This window comes from Achromobacter sp. 18P8.1.1 (genome assembly GCF_057799415.1).
Genome location: NZ_JBYOKH010000002.1, coordinates 15,467 through 32,300 on the forward strand (window position 1 = coordinate 15,467; position 16,834 = coordinate 32,300).

Below are 16,834 nucleotides of genomic sequence, written 5' to 3' on the forward strand. Positions count from 1 at the left end.
AGTAGACTGACCGCCTCCCTTCGCATTTCGAGTCCAAATCCATGATTGTTAAAGCCTTGCGTGTCGGCCTGGGTCAATTGATCGTCGCGGGCGACGCCCTGACGCGGCCGCGCCCGCAGAAGCGTTCGCCGCAAGGCCAGGCGGCCGTCAACAAAGACGCGGCCGCACTCTCGCTGTACCAATTCCACGCCTGCCCGTTCTGCGTCAAGACGCGACGCGCCATGCATCGCCTGAACGTGCCAGTGGCTCTGCACGACGCCAAGCGCGATCCGCAAGCGCGCGAACAATTGCTGGCCGGCGGCGGCAAGGTGAAGGTGCCTTGCCTGCGTATCGAGGAGGCGGGCGGCACGCGCTGGATGTACGAGTCCAGCGACATCATCGCCTACCTTGAACAGCGCTTCGCCAACGTCGCCTGACCGGAGTTTTCCAAGATGATGCGCCTTGCCCGCCGATTGGCACTGACGCTGTGCGCGGCAAGCGTGCTGGCGGGTTGCGAACCTTCTCTTCCGCCGCCACCGCCAGGGTCGACACTCACCGCCGAAACCATTGCCACGCGCGAAACGCCGCCGCACCACCAGTTCAAAGGCGTGCTGGCTGGCAAGCCCATTCACTTGCTCGTCAACAACTGCAAGGTCTACAAGGTGGACGCGGCCGAAGGCGAGAATGTGACCTGGAAGCTGGTATTGGAGGGTGAGTTCTATCCGCTGCCCACAATATGCGTCAACCAATCGCTGACCGAAGGCAAAGGCTTTATCACGGCCTTCATCGGGCGTCAGGCGTTCGGCGCAGGTGGGTGTTGCTCGGGCCAATCTGAGTACCGTTCGAAAGACGGACTGACCTGGAAGCCGCACTGACAGGTCTTAGCGCTGCTGCCAGAGCTTGGCTGCGGCAGCGCTCAATCAGCGCAGATCGGCCACATTGATTGTCCTGGCCTCGCACGCCTGCACCAGTTCGGGATCGTGGCTGGCGAACAGCACGACGCGATCTTTCGCCCAGGTCTTGAACACCTCGGCCAACACCGCGCGGCCCTGCGCGTCGAACCCGTTGCTGGGCCCGTCTGCGATCACCACCGCCGGGTCGCCCAAGGCGGCCGCGGTCACGAAGACCTTGCGGCGCGTACCCGTCGACATCTGTTCGAAGCGCTTGTCCAGGTGCGGTTCCAGCCCCAGCCGGTAGGCCAGATCAAGCACCGCGTCGTCCACGGCAACCTGCTTGTCCAAGGCGACTTGTTCCAGCAACGCACGCCCCGTCATCGCCGGAAAGGCCATGCAATTGTCCGGCACGTAGGCCAGGCGGGCCCGGGCCTCTTGCGGGGCATGCGTCAGCGAATGCCCGTCTATCCAGACGTCTCCGGCATCCGGCGCGACCGCGCCCGCGATAATGCCCAGCAAGCTGGATTTGCCGGTGCTGTCTTCTTCGCATAGCGCCACGCATCCCGGGCCGAACGTGTGAGTCAGCCCCTGGAAGACGAGATAGTCGCCGTAGCGCTTGGTGAGATTGTCGATGCGTAGCATGCCGGAAGTGTACGCACGAACGCGGTCTGCGACCAGATCCTGCATCCGGATTTTGGTCGTGTCCGATCAGGTATATTCGTCGCACCCATGACCCGAAAAATCAATTTGACTCCGATTCCCTGGCCCGTCGGCGCGGCCAGTGCGATAGCGATATTCGCCCTGATCTGGCTGCTTTCCAAGCCTGGCATGCAGCTCTTCGACGCCAGCCGGCTATCGGTGATCAGCGTCTGGACGGGCGCGCTTGCCATACTTTGCCTGGTCTACATCAAGCGCTACGCGCTGGCGCTCTGGCTGCACGGCGCCCTGGCCACGTGCTTCTGGACCCGCATCTTCGCCGGCGCAGACCGCGAACGTGCGCGGGCGTTTGGACCGTATGGCCTGGGCGAGCAACTGAGCTGGATCATCACCGATGACCTCTTCCCGCTTTTCTGCATCGCGACGCTGACGAGCCTGATGCTGGTCGCGGCCAGCATCGGCAGCGTAAAACTGTCTCGCCGGGCGAGCAGGGGGACGCCGTGATGCTTACAGGATTCACGTTCTATCACTACTGGATGGTGGCCGGCTACGCGCTGCTGTTCGTGGCGGTGCATTTGCTGCTGGTCTTGGCGGCGTTGCGCTATGCCGGCCGAAGCATGCCCGGCTGGCCGTTTGGCGCGGGCGCCGCAATGCTGGCGGTGGCGATCGCCGGTTTGTCCTTCAGCAGCATGCAGCGCGACGGCTTGGCGGCCGGACTGGAACAGCGCATCGGCCCGGAGCTGGGAGGCGTCTGCCGGCAAGCCGAACAACTGATCGCGGACATGGGCGGCGACGCCTCGCCCGACGACGAACCGCTGCGCGAGAAAATCCAGCAGGCCCTGCGAGCCCATTTTTCACAATCGGCCCGACAGCGTTTTGATGACGACCGGTTTGCCCCCGCGTCGGTGGTGGAGTCCGGGCAGGATCCGAAATGGGGCGATCTGGTCATTGCACTGCGAACGCATGGCGCCGGCCGCGACCCCGTGCATGTCGGTTGCTACAACCAGTACGAGCATCGCTACAGCGGCTTTTCCGGCGCCACCAAGCCGTATTGGCGCTGGGATGCCGATCCGATCCCGTTCGAGAACATCGTGTTTTTCCGTCAGGACCCGCGTGGCCAGCCTGTGGTGAGCTATGAGGCCGCGGGGCAATAAGGGGATGCAAATGAATCGGCAAGACTATCAAGCCGCGCTGCGGCGCGTGCTGGACCGGCATTCCGAGAAGGCGCAAGCGCGCTTGGCTGCGCTGATCGCGGCCCTGCCTGAAAAGGCCCGCGAAATCCGCGTCGGCATCTTCCCGGACCAGGACGGCGAGGGCACGTTCTCTGTCGTCGTCAGCCTCGAAGGCCCCGATCTTTATGTTCTGAACAAGGCGGTGGATGCGCATCGCATCTTGTTCGACGTCCGCCACACCGCCAGCGGGGTAACCCCGGCCGTGCCGACGTTCGGCTTGAACGAGCCCGACTTTGTCGTGCAGGACGCCATCGTCGACACGGCGGCGGACTGGATCGAAGTGCTGTGGGCAAACGTCGGGCGGGGCAAATCGCCGTTGCCCGGACTCATCTATGGCGATGAAGACGCCGATACGTCGATGCCGCGCGAACTGCCTGTTTGAGGCAGCCTCCAGCGCGCCGGCACGCCAAGCAAGGGTGATGCGGTGGCTGGGGTATAACGAAACCCGTAGTTCAGAGCAAAGGAATCTCGTGTCGAGCAAACTCGGGGCAGGTCGTTTTTTCGCCGCGACAGCTGGCGTCATCCGACAGCAGGGCCGGTCCATGTTGGCCGCCGCGCCGTGGTCGCTTGCGGTGTTCACGCTGTCTCTGCCGTTCGCCTTGGCGGACACCCCGCTGTATCAGCTGACGGATCTGGTGTTTGTCGCGCTGACGCTGATCAACCTGATCGCGTTCGCGCGCATGACGTTCGCCTGGCATCGGGCCGTCGTCCTGGGGAACATCCCGCGCGACGTGACCGCGCGCGGCGGCACTGCAGAGGCCAAGCATCTGGTGTTGCTCGGCGCGATCGCCATCGCCGTCGCGGCCTTGGGTCGCGCAACAGGCGATTTACCGTTTGTGGTCTATGTGCTGCTGAACGGCGCGGAAGACATCCGGTTCTGGGGCGCGTTGATCGCGTCCGCGGCGATTATCTGGCTGCCTGTCTTGTACGCGCTTGCGACGTATGGGCTGAGCCTGCCGCGCGTCGCGACGACGGGTGAATATGGCTTTGGCCACATTCGCGCGGCAATGCCCTACCCGCGTTGGCCGCTGATGCTCATGCTGCTGGCCCTGGTCGTCGTGGCTGGTTTCACCGCAAGTGTGCTATCCCCGCTGACGTACACGTTCGTGACGGGCGCTGATGTGGCCTATGCCGCGTTGGGTGTCGTGCTTAGTGTCCTGGCCACGTTCGTCGTGACGGCTATGTATGCGGTCGCGTATCGCGATGCGCCGGGCAGGGCAGGCGAAAGCGCGTGACGGCTTCGGGCCCGCGGTGGCCCGATCAGGCTTCCTGATTTTTTCTACGCAGTGTGCAAGGTCCGCAACCGGCGCCTTGCATCATTGCCCGGCAGCGCCATGGAAGCGCTCCCACGCAGCCTCCTCGATGCCCTGAATCACGGTGCCGTCTTCATCCGTGATCGTGAACGCCTGCTGGCTGTCCCCGATGCTGGCCTCCCCGTCCAGACCCAGCAGCAGCGCAACCATCGTGTCTTTAATCACGGTGTCGAGGATGCCCTGCATCTGAACGGATTGCTCAGGTGACAACCCCATTGCCCGGACCTTGGCGGCGACCTCACTAGCCGCGTCCGGCGCCGTGAAGGCGGCCAGCAACTCGGCCCTGAGCGCATCCCAGTTGGCGACGAACTCTTTTGCGTCCATTCTGTTTCCTGTCGAATCCTAGTTCCGGCCCACGGCCCGAATCACGTTCGGCTCGGCTGCGGACGCCGGTTTGTAGTACAGGGTGGGCGCCCGGTACGTCAGGTCACGCAGCGCCGCATCCAACTTCGGCAAATTGAAACTGGCCGCGCCCGGCGCCTGCCGGAAATCGTCCAGGCTGGCGGGCAGGCGCGTCAACGTCAGCGAATCCATCGTGCAGATGGGGCCGAGGGAGGTGTCTTCGCACGAATCGGGCGTCATGACCGGCTGATCGACGGGCAACACAAAGCCGTCCGTCAGCACCACATCGCCCGCTTCAAGCTTGATCGCCGCGATCGGCGAGAAAGTCAGTTCGGCTTCGATGCCGGGTGCAGGCACGGCATCGGCCTGTCCCGCACTGAACGCGATTTCGCCGTTGATCCGCCAGCGCACCTCCCGCGCGGCCTCGTCGCAGCCGCCGCCCGCCCGCAACACCACCTCGCAGCCCTTGCCCAAGCTGTCGTCGTCCTCTAGCCCGGTTTTCGCTTGGGGCGAGCTCATCTTGAACTCGCGGTCCACCGTGTAATCCAGCGTCGCAAGGCCAATCTTCTTCAGACGATCCATGGCGCTTTGCGGCGGCACCGTTTCGGGCAATTCGGTACGGGGCTGATGATACGTAATGCGGTTGAGCCGGTATTCACCCGGCCACACCGGAATCACCTGATACAGCAGCTTGCCGCGCACCGTCTGGAACTGCGGCCCGGGGTCCGTCGGTTTCAGCTTGTGGTCTCCCGCGCCGGCGCTGATCGCGTAGCCCTCTTCCGTCTTGTGGTTCCAATGCATGAACGTGCTGCGCTGGCGCACAAAGCGGTCGCGCGTCGCGTCGTCGTTGAAATCGCGCTGGGGCTCGGCGTCCAGGTTCAGGGTCGGAATCACCAGCAACGCCATTCCCTCCTGCCGCGCATTACCCAGCAATCCGTCCACATTCACGCGATGGCGCTCCACCAACGCGGCCGTGCGCGCGGCGAAATCCGGCTCAGCGGGCTGGGCAAGCGCCAGCGTCGGGGCGAAAAGGGCGATCAGGCAAACGCGGGCAAGCGTGAGGGAAAACGGCATCGTTCTGGGGTCCTGTTTCCGAAGCGGGAAGAAACGGGGCATTGCAAGCGGCAGGGCCAGGCAATACCCCGGCGGGGAAGGGCGGAGTCATGATATCGCGTCGGCGCCGCACCTTGCCTAACAGCCGGTCTGCATGGCCAGCCACACCGTCGCGCCGCCACACGCCGGGTCCTCCTGCTGATGCCGAACCACCGAGAATCCGTTTTCCGCCAGCAGTTGACGATATTCGCTGGCATCCAGACTGCCGTGATAAAGCGGCTTGCCTTCGAACGTCCCAATGGCTTCGCCCAACGCCGTGCCGCTGGTGAACATCAACACCGCACCGGGCGCGGCCAGGCGCCGAAAGATGGGGAACATCAGCCGCTGATCTTCAGGCCGAAGGTGGAAAAAGCTGTGCCAGGCGATCAAACCGTGAAACGGTCCGATGCCAGCCAACTGCCGCATATCGGCGGCGGCCCAATGATGGTCGGGAAACGATGCCTTGGCCCGGGACAGCAGCGGCAACGAGGTATCGATGCCGGTGATACGGCAGCCGTTTTCGATCAGGTGGCGGGCGATGGGAACGCCCGTGCCGCAACCGATGTCCAGCACCTGCGGATGCGGGACGGCAAGGCGTTCCAGGAAGGCGGTCAACCAGGCGCGCTCGATCAATTCTGTACTCCGCAGCGCCGCAAACGCCGCGGCATGCGCTTGGTACAGGGCGATCACGTCGTCAGCGGGAGAGGAGGGCATGTCGGGATTCTGGCGATGTGGATGGAGGCATCTTAAAAGATGCGCATTACACCAGTCCTCCTGAGGGCAACGCTAGAGGACCAGGTGGCAAGGCGTCAGGCGGCTTTTCGGCCGCACAAATGGCCGTCATCATGCCGCCTGACCTTGTTGTCCAGGCGTTTAAACCGCCCACGCAATGTCAACGTCACGCTGCGCGGCGCGCCCTAGTTGTTGCGGTTTTCGGCATAGCCCGGATACTGGTAATGGAAGGTGTCTGACTCCAATTTCACAGGAGCGGAGGTAGCTATGCTCCGCCGCCCATGCCGGGATGGTGTTGCCCTGATCGAGCCGCTCGCGAGATTGCGGGCGGCTCGACACCAGCCTGCGTACACCCGTGCTACCGCTGCTGAAACACCCGGCGCGCGGTTGTCAACGACACGCAGGCCATGATCGCAATCGCAAGCAGGTAGTAGCTCGGCGACAATTTGGAGTCCGTGGTTGCAATCAGCCAGGTCAAGATGAACGGAGCGAAACCGCCAAATATTGTCACGGCGATGTTGTAGCCCAACGATAGGCCGGTGGTACGAACCTGCACGGGAAAGATCGCTGACATCAGCGCCGGCATCGGTGCGAAGTAGAAGGTCGCAAGCAAGCCGAGCACGACCTGAACAAACATCAGCATCGGCACCGTCGGATTCGCGACCAACAGATAGAACAAGGGGTAGCAAAGCACGGCCGTCAGCACTGCGGCAGCCGTCATGATGCGCGCAGGCCCGATCCGATCAGCGAGCGAACCGATAATGGGCGAACCGACGGTCATGATGACGCCCGTGACCAGCGTCGCCAAAAATCCGATCGTAGGCGGCAAGCCCAACTGACGGATCGAATACGTCGGCATGTACAGCGCCAGATAGTTTCCTACCGAGCCCAGAGCGACGAAGCCCACGGTCACCAGCAGGCGCATTTTCTGGCTTGCAAACATATCGGTCAACGGCGAATCCGACGCCTTGGCGGCGCTGAATTCCGGCGTTTCATCCATGTGACGGCGGATGTAGTAGCCCACCGGCGCGATCAGCAGGCCGAAAATGAACGGCACGCGCCAGCCCCAACTCTCCAGTTGCTCTTGCGTCAACGAGGCATTCAGCACGGCACCGAACAATGCGGCAAGCAGAATTGCCGCGCCCTGACTGGCAACCTGCCAACTTGCATAGTAGGCGCGTCGATCTGGCGCATACTCGATCAGGAAGGCCGTCGCACTGCCGAACTCACCGCCTGCCGAAAAACCCTGGATCAGGCGAGCGATCAGAATGATTACCGACGCGGCCACGCCAATCTGGGCGTATGTTGGCACCAGAACGATGATCAAGGTGCCGATCATCATCAGGAAGATAGACATGGTCAGCGCCGCCTTGCGGCCTGCGCGGTCGGCATAGGACCCCAGCATGATCGCACCCAACGGGCGCATCAAGAACGACACCCCAAACGAGGCGAGCGCAAGCAGAAGGGACGAGCTCTCACTGGCGGCAGGAAAGTAGAGCTTGGCGATGATCAACGCGAACGTCCCGTACGCGATCATGTCGAACCATTCCAGCGCATTGCCTATCGACGCCGCGATCACGGCACGGCGCGCCTGCGCGCGCCGCTTGTCTATCTCCGTTGCCGAGGGCGGTACCGCCCTCGCCGCATCCCAGGATGCTTTTTCCGAGTAACTCATTTTTCCCTCTGCTTTTTTATATGGACTATTTGATAGATGCTTTACTCGACGACCGTCAGGTGGTCCGCGAGCTTTTCAATAAACTGCTCGCATAGATGAACTTGCGACAGTGCTACGAACTCATCTGCCCGGTGCGCTTGCTGCAGGTTCCCGGGGCCGCAGATAACAGCGGTCATTCCCGACCGCTGGAACAATCCTGCCTCGGTGCAGTAAGCGACCTTCTCCGTTCCGCGCGTGCCCGTTAACTTCTGCGCCAACTGCGCAATCTCGGCGTGAGCGGCCGTATCGAAGCCCGGCACCTCCGCCAACACCTCAAGCTCAATATCGGCCAATGGGCTCTCAGCCTTGATCTGGTCGCGCAGCTCGCCGGTGATAAAGCGGCGCAAGCCGCCAATCACGTCCGGCGCCAGGACGCCCGGGATGGTGCGGAACTCAAATTCGAACTGGCAGCGATCCGGGATCGTGTTGACCGACAGGCCGCCAGAAATCACGCCGGTATTCGCCGTGGTAAATGGCACCTCGAAGTCCCTGTCGAACGGACCGTGTTCCCGGTGCCTGTCGGCCATGTCGCGTATATGGCAGATGGCACGCGCCGCGTACTCGATTGCATTGACGCCGTGAGGCGTCAGCGAAGAATGGGCGGCCTGGCCGTGCACTGTGCAACGGTATAGGTTGCTGCTCTTGTGCGCGGAAATAACGCGCATCTCGGTAGGTTCGCCCACCACGCAGCTATCCGGACGTATGCCGAGCCGGGCCAGTTCCCGCAGCATCGCGTCGGCCCCAAGGCAACCTACCTCTTCGTCATAGCTCAGGGCCAGGTGCAGAGGCACGCGCAGACGCCTCGACGCAAACTCCGGCAACATGGTGAGCGCCACTCCGATGAATCCTTTCATGTCGCAGGTGCCGCGGCCATACAGCCGCCCGTCGCGCACCACGGGCACAAAGGGATCGCTGCTCCAAACTTGCCCATCTACCGGTACCACGTCGGTGTGGCCGGACAGCACGACGCCGCCCTGCGTGCTCCCGTCGTGGGCGGGAATCGTCACGAAGAGATTCGCTTTGTCCTTGCCAGCGTTGTGTATGAGCCTGGGCGCGTGCCCGGCAGCCGTCAAATATTCCCGTACCGTCTCGATCAACCCCAGATTGGAGAGCCGGCTGGTCGTGTCGAACCGCACCAGCCGTTCGATCCATTCCAGGGAGCGTGGATGCTCAGTCGTACTCATCGGTCATACCTCAGGCTAGAAATCGGGCCAGGCGGCGCACGCCTTCGTCCAGGCGATCATGCGCGCTCGCATAGCACCAGCGCAGATATCCTTCGCCTTCCGGCCCGAATGCCGTGCCAGGCGCCAGGCCCAAGCCGCCACCGGCAACCAGATCCTTACAGAACGACAGGCTGTCAGCCACACCCTGGATTCGAAAGAACGTGTACATCGCCCCAGGCGCGGGGCCCGCCAGTTCAACTCCGGGAACTTCCTGCAGCCGCTGTGCGAGATGGTCGCGGGCAAGGCGTAGCCGCGCCACGGTGCGCTCGATCACAGGCTCGCCTTGCTCGAGCGCGCATAGCGCGGCGGACTGCACAAACCCCGGCGTACATGTATTGCTGTATTCGATCAGCTTGCCGATTTCGGGGAGCACCGCGCGTGGCACCACCAGCCAGCCTATGCGCCAACCCGTCATCAGCCAAGCCTTTGAGAAGGAATTGCAGCTGATCACCCGATCGTTCTCGTCGGCAATATCCAGGAATGTCGGCGCGACCGGCGCCTCGTAGTAATAACGCTCGTACACATCGTCGCAGATGATCCAGATACCGTGCTTGCGACAATGCTCGAGCACGACGCGTTGATCTTCCGCCGACATCACCCAGCCCGTTGGGTTGTTCGGCGAGTTCACCAGCAGGGCGCGCACATCCGGCGTCAGGGCGTCCAGCAACGCGTCGATATCAAGACGCCAGCCCGTTGCGGAAAAGGAAAGAGGAACCGTAGTGACCTCCGCGCCCAGCACTTTGGGCATTTCCACCAGATTGGGCCAGAGCGGAGTCACCACGACCACATGATCGCCGTTGCCGACTATGGTCTGTACCGCCGTCATCAGCGCCGACGTTCCCGAACTGGTAACGGCGATGTGATCAACGTCGCGCCGGCTATGCAGCCTGCTGACATAAGAGGCCAGGCCTTCCCGCAATGACGGCACGCCGAGCGTCTGCACGTAGAACGTTTGTCCCGACGCAATGTGCGCGACCGCAGCGTCGCGAAACGCTTGCGGCGTCTCTTCGTCCGGCTCGCCAAACCAGAACGGCAAGACGTCCGCGCGGCCCAGGCCCGCATTGGCGACTTCTCGTATCTGCGAAGACCGCAGGGTGCGCACGCCTGCGCGGGCAATCGGGCCAGCGCCTTCAATGAACGAATCAGAATGCATACTTTTTTCTAATGAAAGAGAAATGGGTGGGGGCGAGCGGGCCGTCTATCGCGTAGCGGCTTCGAATTGCGCCAGCGCCTGGCGAGCGCCGCGAGCCAGCCACGCGACATCAGAATGCAGGGCAATGAACTGCACGCCTTGCCGACGGTACGAAGCCGCTTCTTCGACGCTGTTGGCGAAAATGCCGATCGCTTTGCCCGCGGCCTTGCCGGCTCGAATTACCTTCGCCACGGCTTCCAGGACGGCCGCATGGGACATCTCGCCCAGGTACCCGAGGCTGGCCGCCAGATCCGCGGTGCCGATAAAGAGACAGTCCGCCCCCGGCACTGCGGCAATCGCTTCGACACTGCGCACCGCGGCCGCCGATTCAATTTGCAGAATTGCGCAAGACTGCGCATTTGCGGCCCCGATGTAGCTGGGATCCTGTCCGTATGTGCCGGCGCGCACCAAGCCGGCCACGCCACGCGTCCCGCCATTGCCATTGCACGGAAAGTGCATCGAAGCAATTGCGGTGCGTGCATCGTCCGCCGTATCGATGTTGGGAAAGACAATCGTCTGCGCGCCGCAATCCATGGCCCGCTTAACAAGCGCCACATCGTTGGCAGTCACTCGCACCGCGACGCTTGACTTGGCGCCACGGGCGCGAGCCGCGTCGATGGCCCGCAATTGAGCGACCAGGCTGTCCATGTCGTTGGGTGCGTGCTCCATATCCACGACCAACCAGTCGAAACCACAATGCGCAATGGTTTCGGCGACAGCCGCGCTGCCCAGCGTCAACCAGCATCCCCCCGAAGGCGCGCCGGCCAGCAATGCTTTGCGAATCGGATTCGATGTTTCCAAGACTGCTCCATAACAATCGGACGAAGGCCTTTCTATGTGCTGACGGCCTCTGATTCAGCCCGACAAAGATACATGGGCTGAATGGAAAAAATTTCCGATAATTTGGCTGACTTGTGTAAAAATTTGGAATGAAATCCGATTAGATTCAGAATTCTTGGAAAAATCGTGCAGAACAAGAACTTCGACCCGACCGACATGCAGATTTTGGCCGCTCTTCAGGTGGACGGCCGCCTTTCCAGCGCTGAATTGGCGGAGCGCGTTTCGCTGACGCCATCGCCTTGCTGGCGCCGCGTCAAACGGCTGGAGGATGACGGCGTCATCAAGGGCTACCGCGCTGAAGTGGATGTGAAGAAGCTCGGGTTTGGCGTGACTGCCTTTGTGTCCATATCACTGGACAAGAAGGGCGCTGCCCATGTCAAAGCATTCGAGGACGCCATCAGGGACATACCCGAAGTGCTGTCATGCCATTGCGTATCCGGTCGGTACGACCATCAGCTGACGGTGATCGCCCGCGACCTGGATGCTTTTGGCGACCTCACTCGCTATGTGCTGGGCGCGCTTCCAGGCGTCAAGGAGGTGTACACGTCCTTCGTCCTGAAAGAGGTGAAAGGGCTGGCGCATGCTCTGTCGCTGGCGCCGGATTGAGCTTTGGTCATCGCCAGTCAGATTTAGACGATCGCCTACCGCGATCCGGTTAGCCTTCGCATGGCCGGATCAGTAGCTGAGGCGGGGCGCTGCCCCCAACCCCTCAATTCGGCTTCAATTCAATATCCCGAGCCACCTTCCCCAGAAGCTCATAGTCCGTGCGAGCCCGTTCAGCAGCCTGCTGCGACGTATTCCCCACGATCACCCAGCCCAACTCCTTCAGCTTGCGCTGCATCTCGGCATCCTTAAGGCTAGCGACCACCGCACCCTGGATTTTTTCCACAACCGCGGGCGGTGTGTCCTTGGGCGCCGCCAAACCAAACCACCCGGTCGGAACCAACCCCGTAATACCCAACTCCTTCGCGGTAGGCACTTGGGGATACCCTTCAAACCGATAATCGCTGGTGACGAACAACGCAGTCGTCTTGCCCGACGTGACATACGGGATTTGCGAGGCGGCGTTGTCCATCATCGAATCCACGTGTCCGCCCAGGATGTCGTTGACGGCGGGAGCTGCCCCCTTGTAGCCCAGGATACTCAGGTTCACCCCCGCCAACTTGGCGAAGGCCGCCTGCGTCAGGTGCGCCTGGGTGCCAAGCCCGGCGTTCGCCGAGCTCAGGCCGCCGGGTTTCGTGCTGCTTAACGCCTTGAACGCCACGTAATCCTGCGCCGGAAAATTCTTGCCCACGACGAAGACGAACGGGACTTCCACGGCGATGGAAATCTGCGCCAGGTCTTCGACGGGGTTGTAGCGCAGCTTGTAGATGTGTGGATTGACCGCGATGGTGCCGCTTGCGCTGAGCAGCAGCGTATAGCCGTCGGGGGCCGCGCGCACGACGTGCTCGGTGGCGATCGAGCCGCCGGCGCCGGGTTTGCCGTCGACGATCACCGGCTGCCCCAGGCGCTTGGACATGGCTTCTGCCAGCAGGCGGGTCATCGTGTCGGACGCTGATCCCGGCGCGTAGGGATAGATGATCGTGATCGGTTTGGCGGGGTAGGCGTCCGCCGCGTGAGCCGGCGTCAATCCCACCGACAGCAGCAATGCGGTGATGGCGGTGCTAAGGCGTGTCATGGTTTTCTCTCCCTACGGGCGGGTGGTTTGAATGATCTTCTGAATGACGGGAATGGCCATCGCGGCGTACCAGCTCAGTTCGGGCAGCATGTCCTGGCGGTACCAGCCGGCCTCGTGCAGCAGGTTCAGCGATGCGATGGTCTGGCCGTCCCAGCGGACCGGCACGTTCACAGCGCTTTCGCAGCCGAGTGAATGAATCAGCTCGTGGTCTGGAAAGGCGCGCATGCACTCGGCGCGGTCCACACAGATCCGGGCGCGTCCCTCCATCACGACAGTGGCGTAGAACTCGCTGTTTTCGCGGATGGGCTTGGCGCCCCCCGGGGGATAGGCGTCGGGCAGGCTCGAGAAATACCGCAGGCTCTGCTCCGCCTCTCGATCCAGCACCAACACTGTGAACAGCCGATAACCGATGCGGGTGGCCAGCGCTTGGGCCAGCCCCTGCAGCCCGCATTCGGGTTGGGGTGTCGCGGCCAAAGCCTGCGCCATGTCGCTTAACGGCTGTGCCTGGGCCATGCTTTCTGTTGCGTTCGTCACCGCTTGCCCTCGTCGATCGGGAAAGGCATTTTGGCTGCCAACGGCCATAAGGCGCTAATGAATAAAGCTGAGAGATCCATTACCATTTCCGCATGGACGCCACCTCGATCGACCCGCCCTGGACCCGCCGGCTCAAGCTTCGCCACCTGCAAGTGCTGGCCGCGCTGGAAAGCGCGCGCAGCGTCACCGGCGCCGCCAAAGCCATGCACATGACGCAGCCTGCGCTCTCGCACTGGCTGAGCGACATGGAAGACCTGGTCGGCACGCCGCTGTTCCTGCGTGGCCGGTCGCTTGAACTGACAGAGGCCGGGGGTGCGCTCTGGCGCTATGCGTGCCGCGTCCTGGGCGACACCGCACGCACTGGCGAGGAAATCGAAGCGGTCAAGGGTGGCGTGGCCGGCCATCTGCATATCGGCACCATTCTTTCTGCCGCGCCGGTCTTGTTGCCGCGCGCCATTGCCGCGCTGCACCAGCGTTCGCCCAACGTGCAGATCGAACTGGTCGAGGGCTTGCTCGAGCCCCTGATTGAACGTGTGGAACGGCGCGAGATCGACCTCATCATCGGGCCGTTGGACGTGCGCGCCAGCCGCTCCGGGCTGTGTACCGAATGGCTGATGACCGACACTTTCAGCGTGGTGGCACGGCGCGGGCATCCGCTGGCGGAACTGGATGCGCCCTGCTGGGAGGACACCCAGCGTTATCCGTGGATTCTGCCGCCGCTGGGCACGCTGTCGCGCGCACGGCTGGATCAGGCCGTGGTGGATGCGGGCATGCCGCCCCCGAAGCCGTCCGTCGAGACCAGTTCGCTGGTCGCGCTGTTGTCGATGCTGCAAGACCGCGATTACATCGCCACCTTGGCGAGCTCAGTCGCGCACATGTATGAACGGCTTCAGCTCATCAGCATCGTACGCGCGCCGTCCCGCCTGGAGTTCGGCCCCATCGGCATGTTGTGGGCGGCCGACTCGCCCAGCATCGTGCTGCCGGCCTTGCGTGAAACGCTGCGCCAGGAGGCGCAGAGCACCTCCCAGCGCAGCACCGCCCACGACGCGGCTACTTGACCGTCGCGTACTCGAGCGTCTTGGGCGTGTGGGTCAGCACGCGCGGCGTGCTCCCCACCACCACCGTGTCGTCCAGCCGGAAGCCGCCGATGCCATAGGCGTAGATGCCCGGTTCGGCCGAATACACCTCGTTGTCCAGCAAGGGACGCTGGTTGAAGGCCATGTCTTCCGGGTACTCGTGGTGGATGATGCCCACGGCATGCCCGGTGCGATGGCGGATGAAATCCGCGTACCCGGCCTTCTCGATCTCGGCCTGCGCGGCCGCGTCGATCGCGCAGACGGGATTGCCGGTTCGCGCAGCGGCAATGGCCGCCTCGTTCGCCGCCTTGGCCGCGGACCACAGCCGCACCTGCTCGGCCGAAGGCGTGCCGCAGAACCAGGTGCGCTCGTTCTCGATGGTCAGGCCGTTCAGGCGTGGAATGACGATGTTCACCAGTACATCGCCTTCCTGGATCCGCGCGCCGCATGACGCACCATCGCCATGCGGCGAGGCCGACGCGGGGCCGCTCAAGGTCCAGCAGCGGATGACTTCGAAATGCTCGCCCGGAAAGCGCTCGGCCGCCTCTTGCACGAACAGAGACGCCATTGCGAAGTCCAGTTCCTGTACCAGCCGACCCGGCCGGATGTTCTCGCGGTAGCGGTCCTGAATCCAATCGGAGATGGACGCGGCGGCCTCCATCACGGCAAGCTCTTCATCGTGCTTCTGCCAACGCAGCGCGCGGCACTCGGGCGTCGCGTTGCGCAAGACGACGTCCGGCAGGAAGCGCGCGAGCTGCGCCAGCACGGGGCTGCCACCCTCGACCGCAATGCGCGAGCGCGCAAGCCCAGCGGCCTTCAACCTTGCCGCCAGCACCTCGGGCAGCTGCGTAATCAAAGGCAGCCGGTTCTGCACGCGCGGATGCTCGGCGTAGTAGCTGATGTCGGTGATCCAGACCTTGCCCTGTTCCTGCGAGAACTGCATGTGATGCGTGGACAGCTCGTTCATCACCAGGAAGGGCGTGCCGTTGCGCGGCACGACGGCAAAGATCGGCCGTTCCCACGGCAAGACGTCGGTGTGGAAATTGGTGGCGAACTGGAAGAAGTCTGCCGAGGTGAAGATGACGGCGTCGACGGCCAACTCGTCCATCATGGACGTCATCTTGTCGAATCGGTATTGCCAGACCGCCTGGCTGAGTTTGGGCATGGTGTGTCCTTTGTCGTGGTGTTCAGTCGTTGTTCAAGCCCAGCTGGCGAATCAGCGGGCCCCAGGTGGCGCTATCGCGTGCCGTCCATTCCGCCACGGTCTCGGGTGACGAGGGCAGCGGCTCCAACTGGAGTTCCTGCAAGCGCGCCTTGACCGCGGGGTCGTCAAAGAAGCGCCGGGTCTCGGCGTTGAGCCGCGCGATGGCCTGCGGCGGCGTGCCCTTGGGCGCGACCAGCGCATACCACCCCGGCATCGGAAAATCCTTGAAGCCCAATTCGGCCAGCGTCGGCACGTCCGGCACGCTTGCCGCACGCTTGTTGCCCACCACGGCCAAGGGAACCACCTTGCCCGCATTGGCCTGTACGGCGCCCGTGTTCAGCACATCGGCCATCACCTGGGTCTGATTGGCCATCACGCTGGTCAGCCCCGCGGCCGCGCCGTTGTACGGTACGTGCGTGAGCTTCATGCCCGTCTTCTGCGCCAGCATCTCCACGACCAGATGCGTGGAATTGCCCTTGCCCGCCGACGCGAAGTTCAGCGAATCGGGCTCGGCCTTGGCGCGGGCAACCAGTTCGTCCAACGAACGGATCCCCGTCTGCGTACCGGCGACGAGCAGGAAGGGCGTATTCACCAACAGGCTGACGCCGTCGAAATCCCGCGCCGGCTGATAGGGCATGTTCTTGTACATATGCGGGTTGAAGGCCAGGTACGACACCCCGCTGACCAGCACCGTATACCCGTCGGCCGGCTGCTTGGCCACGTAACTGGATGCCAGGATGCCATTGGCGCCCGGCCGGTTCTCGACCACCACCGGCGTCTTGAGCTGCCGTACCACGTAGTCCGCCCACAAGCGGCCGATCACATCCGTGCCGCCGCCGGCGGCCTGCGGCACGACCAGCTTGATGGGCTTATCCGGATAGTCGGCGGCAGCGCGTGTGCTGACGCCTGCGAACAGCAGGCACGCGATCCCTGCGACGCAGCTTGTGCGTCCCAGTAAAGTCCTCAACATGTCATTCCCCATGAATCATCAGATACGTCGCGAATGGACGGCGGCCTTTGAAGCCTGCGGGATGATTATGGGGAGGTCAGGCATGCATGCCCAATGAATAAACCTGAGGTTTCCATAAGTGTTTTGGCATAGCGGGACGCCGTGGCTGCCGAAGCAGTGCGAC

20 protein-coding genes are annotated in these 16,834 nt (G+C 63.1%); 8 read left to right on the forward strand and 12 right to left on the reverse strand.

Features of this window, described 5'->3' with window-relative positions:
• Positions 1-41 precede the first annotated feature (41 nt).
• Complete coding sequence (locus AC27VE_RS01845) at positions 42-416, forward strand: glutaredoxin family protein (protein ID WP_006226096.1); 375 nt, start codon at positions 42-44, stop codon at positions 414-416.
• Positions 417-431: 15 nt separating this feature from the next.
• A complete protein-coding gene (locus AC27VE_RS01850) occupies positions 432-854 on the forward strand; it encodes a hypothetical protein (protein ID WP_488702905.1) in 423 nt (140 codons plus the stop codon).
• 45 nt (positions 855-899) lie between these two features.
• On the opposite strand, the gene AC27VE_RS01855 is transcribed toward AC27VE_RS01850, so the two are convergent.
• The gene (locus AC27VE_RS01855; RefSeq protein WP_427958343.1) at positions 900-1,514 is read right to left on the reverse strand and encodes an ABC transporter ATP-binding protein; all 615 of its coding nucleotides are present in this window, start codon (positions 1,512-1,514) and stop codon (positions 900-902) included.
• A gap of 105 nt (positions 1,515-1,619) precedes the next feature.
• Between AC27VE_RS01855 and AC27VE_RS01860 the strand changes: the two genes are divergently transcribed.
• From AC27VE_RS01860 to AC27VE_RS01875, 4 genes are read left to right on the forward strand one after another with little or no spacing between them, the layout of a single operon-like run.
• A complete protein-coding gene (locus tag AC27VE_RS01860; protein ID WP_488702906.1) occupies positions 1,620-2,033 on the forward strand; it encodes a hypothetical protein in 414 nt (137 codons plus the stop codon).
• The gene (locus AC27VE_RS01865; RefSeq protein ID WP_488702907.1) at positions 2,033-2,683 is read left to right on the forward strand and encodes a hypothetical protein; all 651 of its coding nucleotides are present in this window, start codon (positions 2,033-2,035) and stop codon (positions 2,681-2,683) included. The genes AC27VE_RS01860 and AC27VE_RS01865 overlap by 1 nt, the downstream gene beginning before the upstream one ends.
• A gap of 10 nt (positions 2,684-2,693) precedes the next feature.
• On the forward strand, positions 2,694-3,143 hold the full coding sequence (locus AC27VE_RS01870) for a DUF6389 family protein (RefSeq protein ID WP_488702908.1): 450 nt from the start codon (positions 2,694-2,696) through the stop codon (positions 3,141-3,143).
• Positions 3,094-3,996, forward strand: coding sequence for a hypothetical protein (locus AC27VE_RS01875; protein ID WP_488702909.1), 903 nt, complete (start codon positions 3,094-3,096; stop codon positions 3,994-3,996). The genes AC27VE_RS01870 and AC27VE_RS01875 overlap by 50 nt, the downstream gene beginning before the upstream one ends.
• Positions 3,997-4,077: 81 nt before the next feature.
• On the opposite strand, the gene AC27VE_RS01880 is transcribed toward AC27VE_RS01875, so the two are convergent.
• The 7 genes from AC27VE_RS01880 to AC27VE_RS01910 all read right to left on the reverse strand — a co-directional run bounded on the left by AC27VE_RS01880 (position 4,078) and on the right by AC27VE_RS01910 (position 11,170).
• Positions 4,078-4,398: a hypothetical protein gene (locus tag AC27VE_RS01880; protein WP_488702910.1), complete on the reverse strand. Its 321-nt coding sequence runs from the start codon at positions 4,396-4,398 to the stop codon at positions 4,078-4,080.
• An 18-nt stretch (positions 4,399-4,416) separates the two neighbouring features.
• Complete coding sequence (locus AC27VE_RS01885) at positions 4,417-5,490, reverse strand: hypothetical protein (protein WP_488702911.1); 1,074 nt, start codon at positions 5,488-5,490, stop codon at positions 4,417-4,419.
• Between the two features lie 117 nt (positions 5,491-5,607).
• Positions 5,608-6,222: a class I SAM-dependent DNA methyltransferase gene (locus AC27VE_RS01890; RefSeq protein ID WP_488702912.1), complete on the reverse strand. Its 615-nt coding sequence runs from the start codon at positions 6,220-6,222 to the stop codon at positions 5,608-5,610.
• A gap of 376 nt (positions 6,223-6,598) precedes the next feature.
• Entirely contained in the window at positions 6,599-7,915 is a 1,317-nt protein-coding gene (locus AC27VE_RS01895) for an MFS transporter (RefSeq protein ID WP_488702913.1), read from the reverse strand.
• Positions 7,916-7,956: 41 nt separating this feature from the next.
• Complete coding sequence (gene argE / locus AC27VE_RS01900; RefSeq protein WP_488702914.1) at positions 7,957-9,138, reverse strand: acetylornithine deacetylase; 1,182 nt, start codon at positions 9,136-9,138, stop codon at positions 7,957-7,959.
• A gap of 10 nt (positions 9,139-9,148) precedes the next feature.
• Complete coding sequence (locus AC27VE_RS01905) at positions 9,149-10,330, reverse strand: pyridoxal phosphate-dependent aminotransferase (protein WP_488702915.1); 1,182 nt, start codon at positions 10,328-10,330, stop codon at positions 9,149-9,151.
• 45 nt (positions 10,331-10,375) lie between these two features.
• Positions 10,376-11,170 (reverse strand): HpcH/HpaI aldolase family protein, encoded by a 795-nt coding sequence (locus AC27VE_RS01910; RefSeq protein WP_488702916.1) that lies wholly within the window; start codon positions 11,168-11,170, stop codon positions 10,376-10,378.
• 165 nt (positions 11,171-11,335) lie between these two features.
• Here AC27VE_RS01910 and AC27VE_RS01915 point away from each other — a divergent pair, with 165 nt between their 5' ends.
• On the forward strand, positions 11,336-11,815 hold the full coding sequence (locus AC27VE_RS01915; RefSeq protein ID WP_488702917.1) for an Lrp/AsnC family transcriptional regulator: 480 nt from the start codon (positions 11,336-11,338) through the stop codon (positions 11,813-11,815).
• Positions 11,816-11,918: 103 nt separating this feature from the next.
• Here the strand turns inward: AC27VE_RS01915 and AC27VE_RS01920 are convergent, their stop codons facing one another.
• Positions 11,919-12,887, reverse strand: coding sequence for a Bug family tripartite tricarboxylate transporter substrate binding protein (locus AC27VE_RS01920; RefSeq protein ID WP_488702918.1), 969 nt, complete (start codon positions 12,885-12,887; stop codon positions 11,919-11,921).
• A gap of 12 nt (positions 12,888-12,899) precedes the next feature.
• On the reverse strand, positions 12,900-13,421 hold the full coding sequence (locus AC27VE_RS01925) for a GAF domain-containing protein (protein ID WP_488702919.1): 522 nt from the start codon (positions 13,419-13,421) through the stop codon (positions 12,900-12,902).
• Positions 13,422-13,513: 92 nt separating this feature from the next.
• On the opposite strand from AC27VE_RS01925, the gene AC27VE_RS01930 reads away from it, so the two are divergent.
• A complete protein-coding gene (locus AC27VE_RS01930; RefSeq protein ID WP_488702920.1) occupies positions 13,514-14,479 on the forward strand; it encodes a LysR substrate-binding domain-containing protein in 966 nt (321 codons plus the stop codon).
• On the opposite strand, the gene AC27VE_RS01935 is transcribed toward AC27VE_RS01930, so the two are convergent.
• Positions 14,472-15,662, reverse strand: coding sequence for a M24 family metallopeptidase (locus AC27VE_RS01935; protein ID WP_488702921.1), 1,191 nt, complete (start codon positions 15,660-15,662; stop codon positions 14,472-14,474). The genes AC27VE_RS01930 and AC27VE_RS01935 overlap by 8 nt on opposite strands.
• A gap of 22 nt (positions 15,663-15,684) precedes the next feature.
• Positions 15,685-16,671: a Bug family tripartite tricarboxylate transporter substrate binding protein gene (locus AC27VE_RS01940; protein WP_488702922.1), complete on the reverse strand. Its 987-nt coding sequence runs from the start codon at positions 16,669-16,671 to the stop codon at positions 15,685-15,687.
• Between the last annotated feature and the right edge of the window lie 163 nt (positions 16,672-16,834).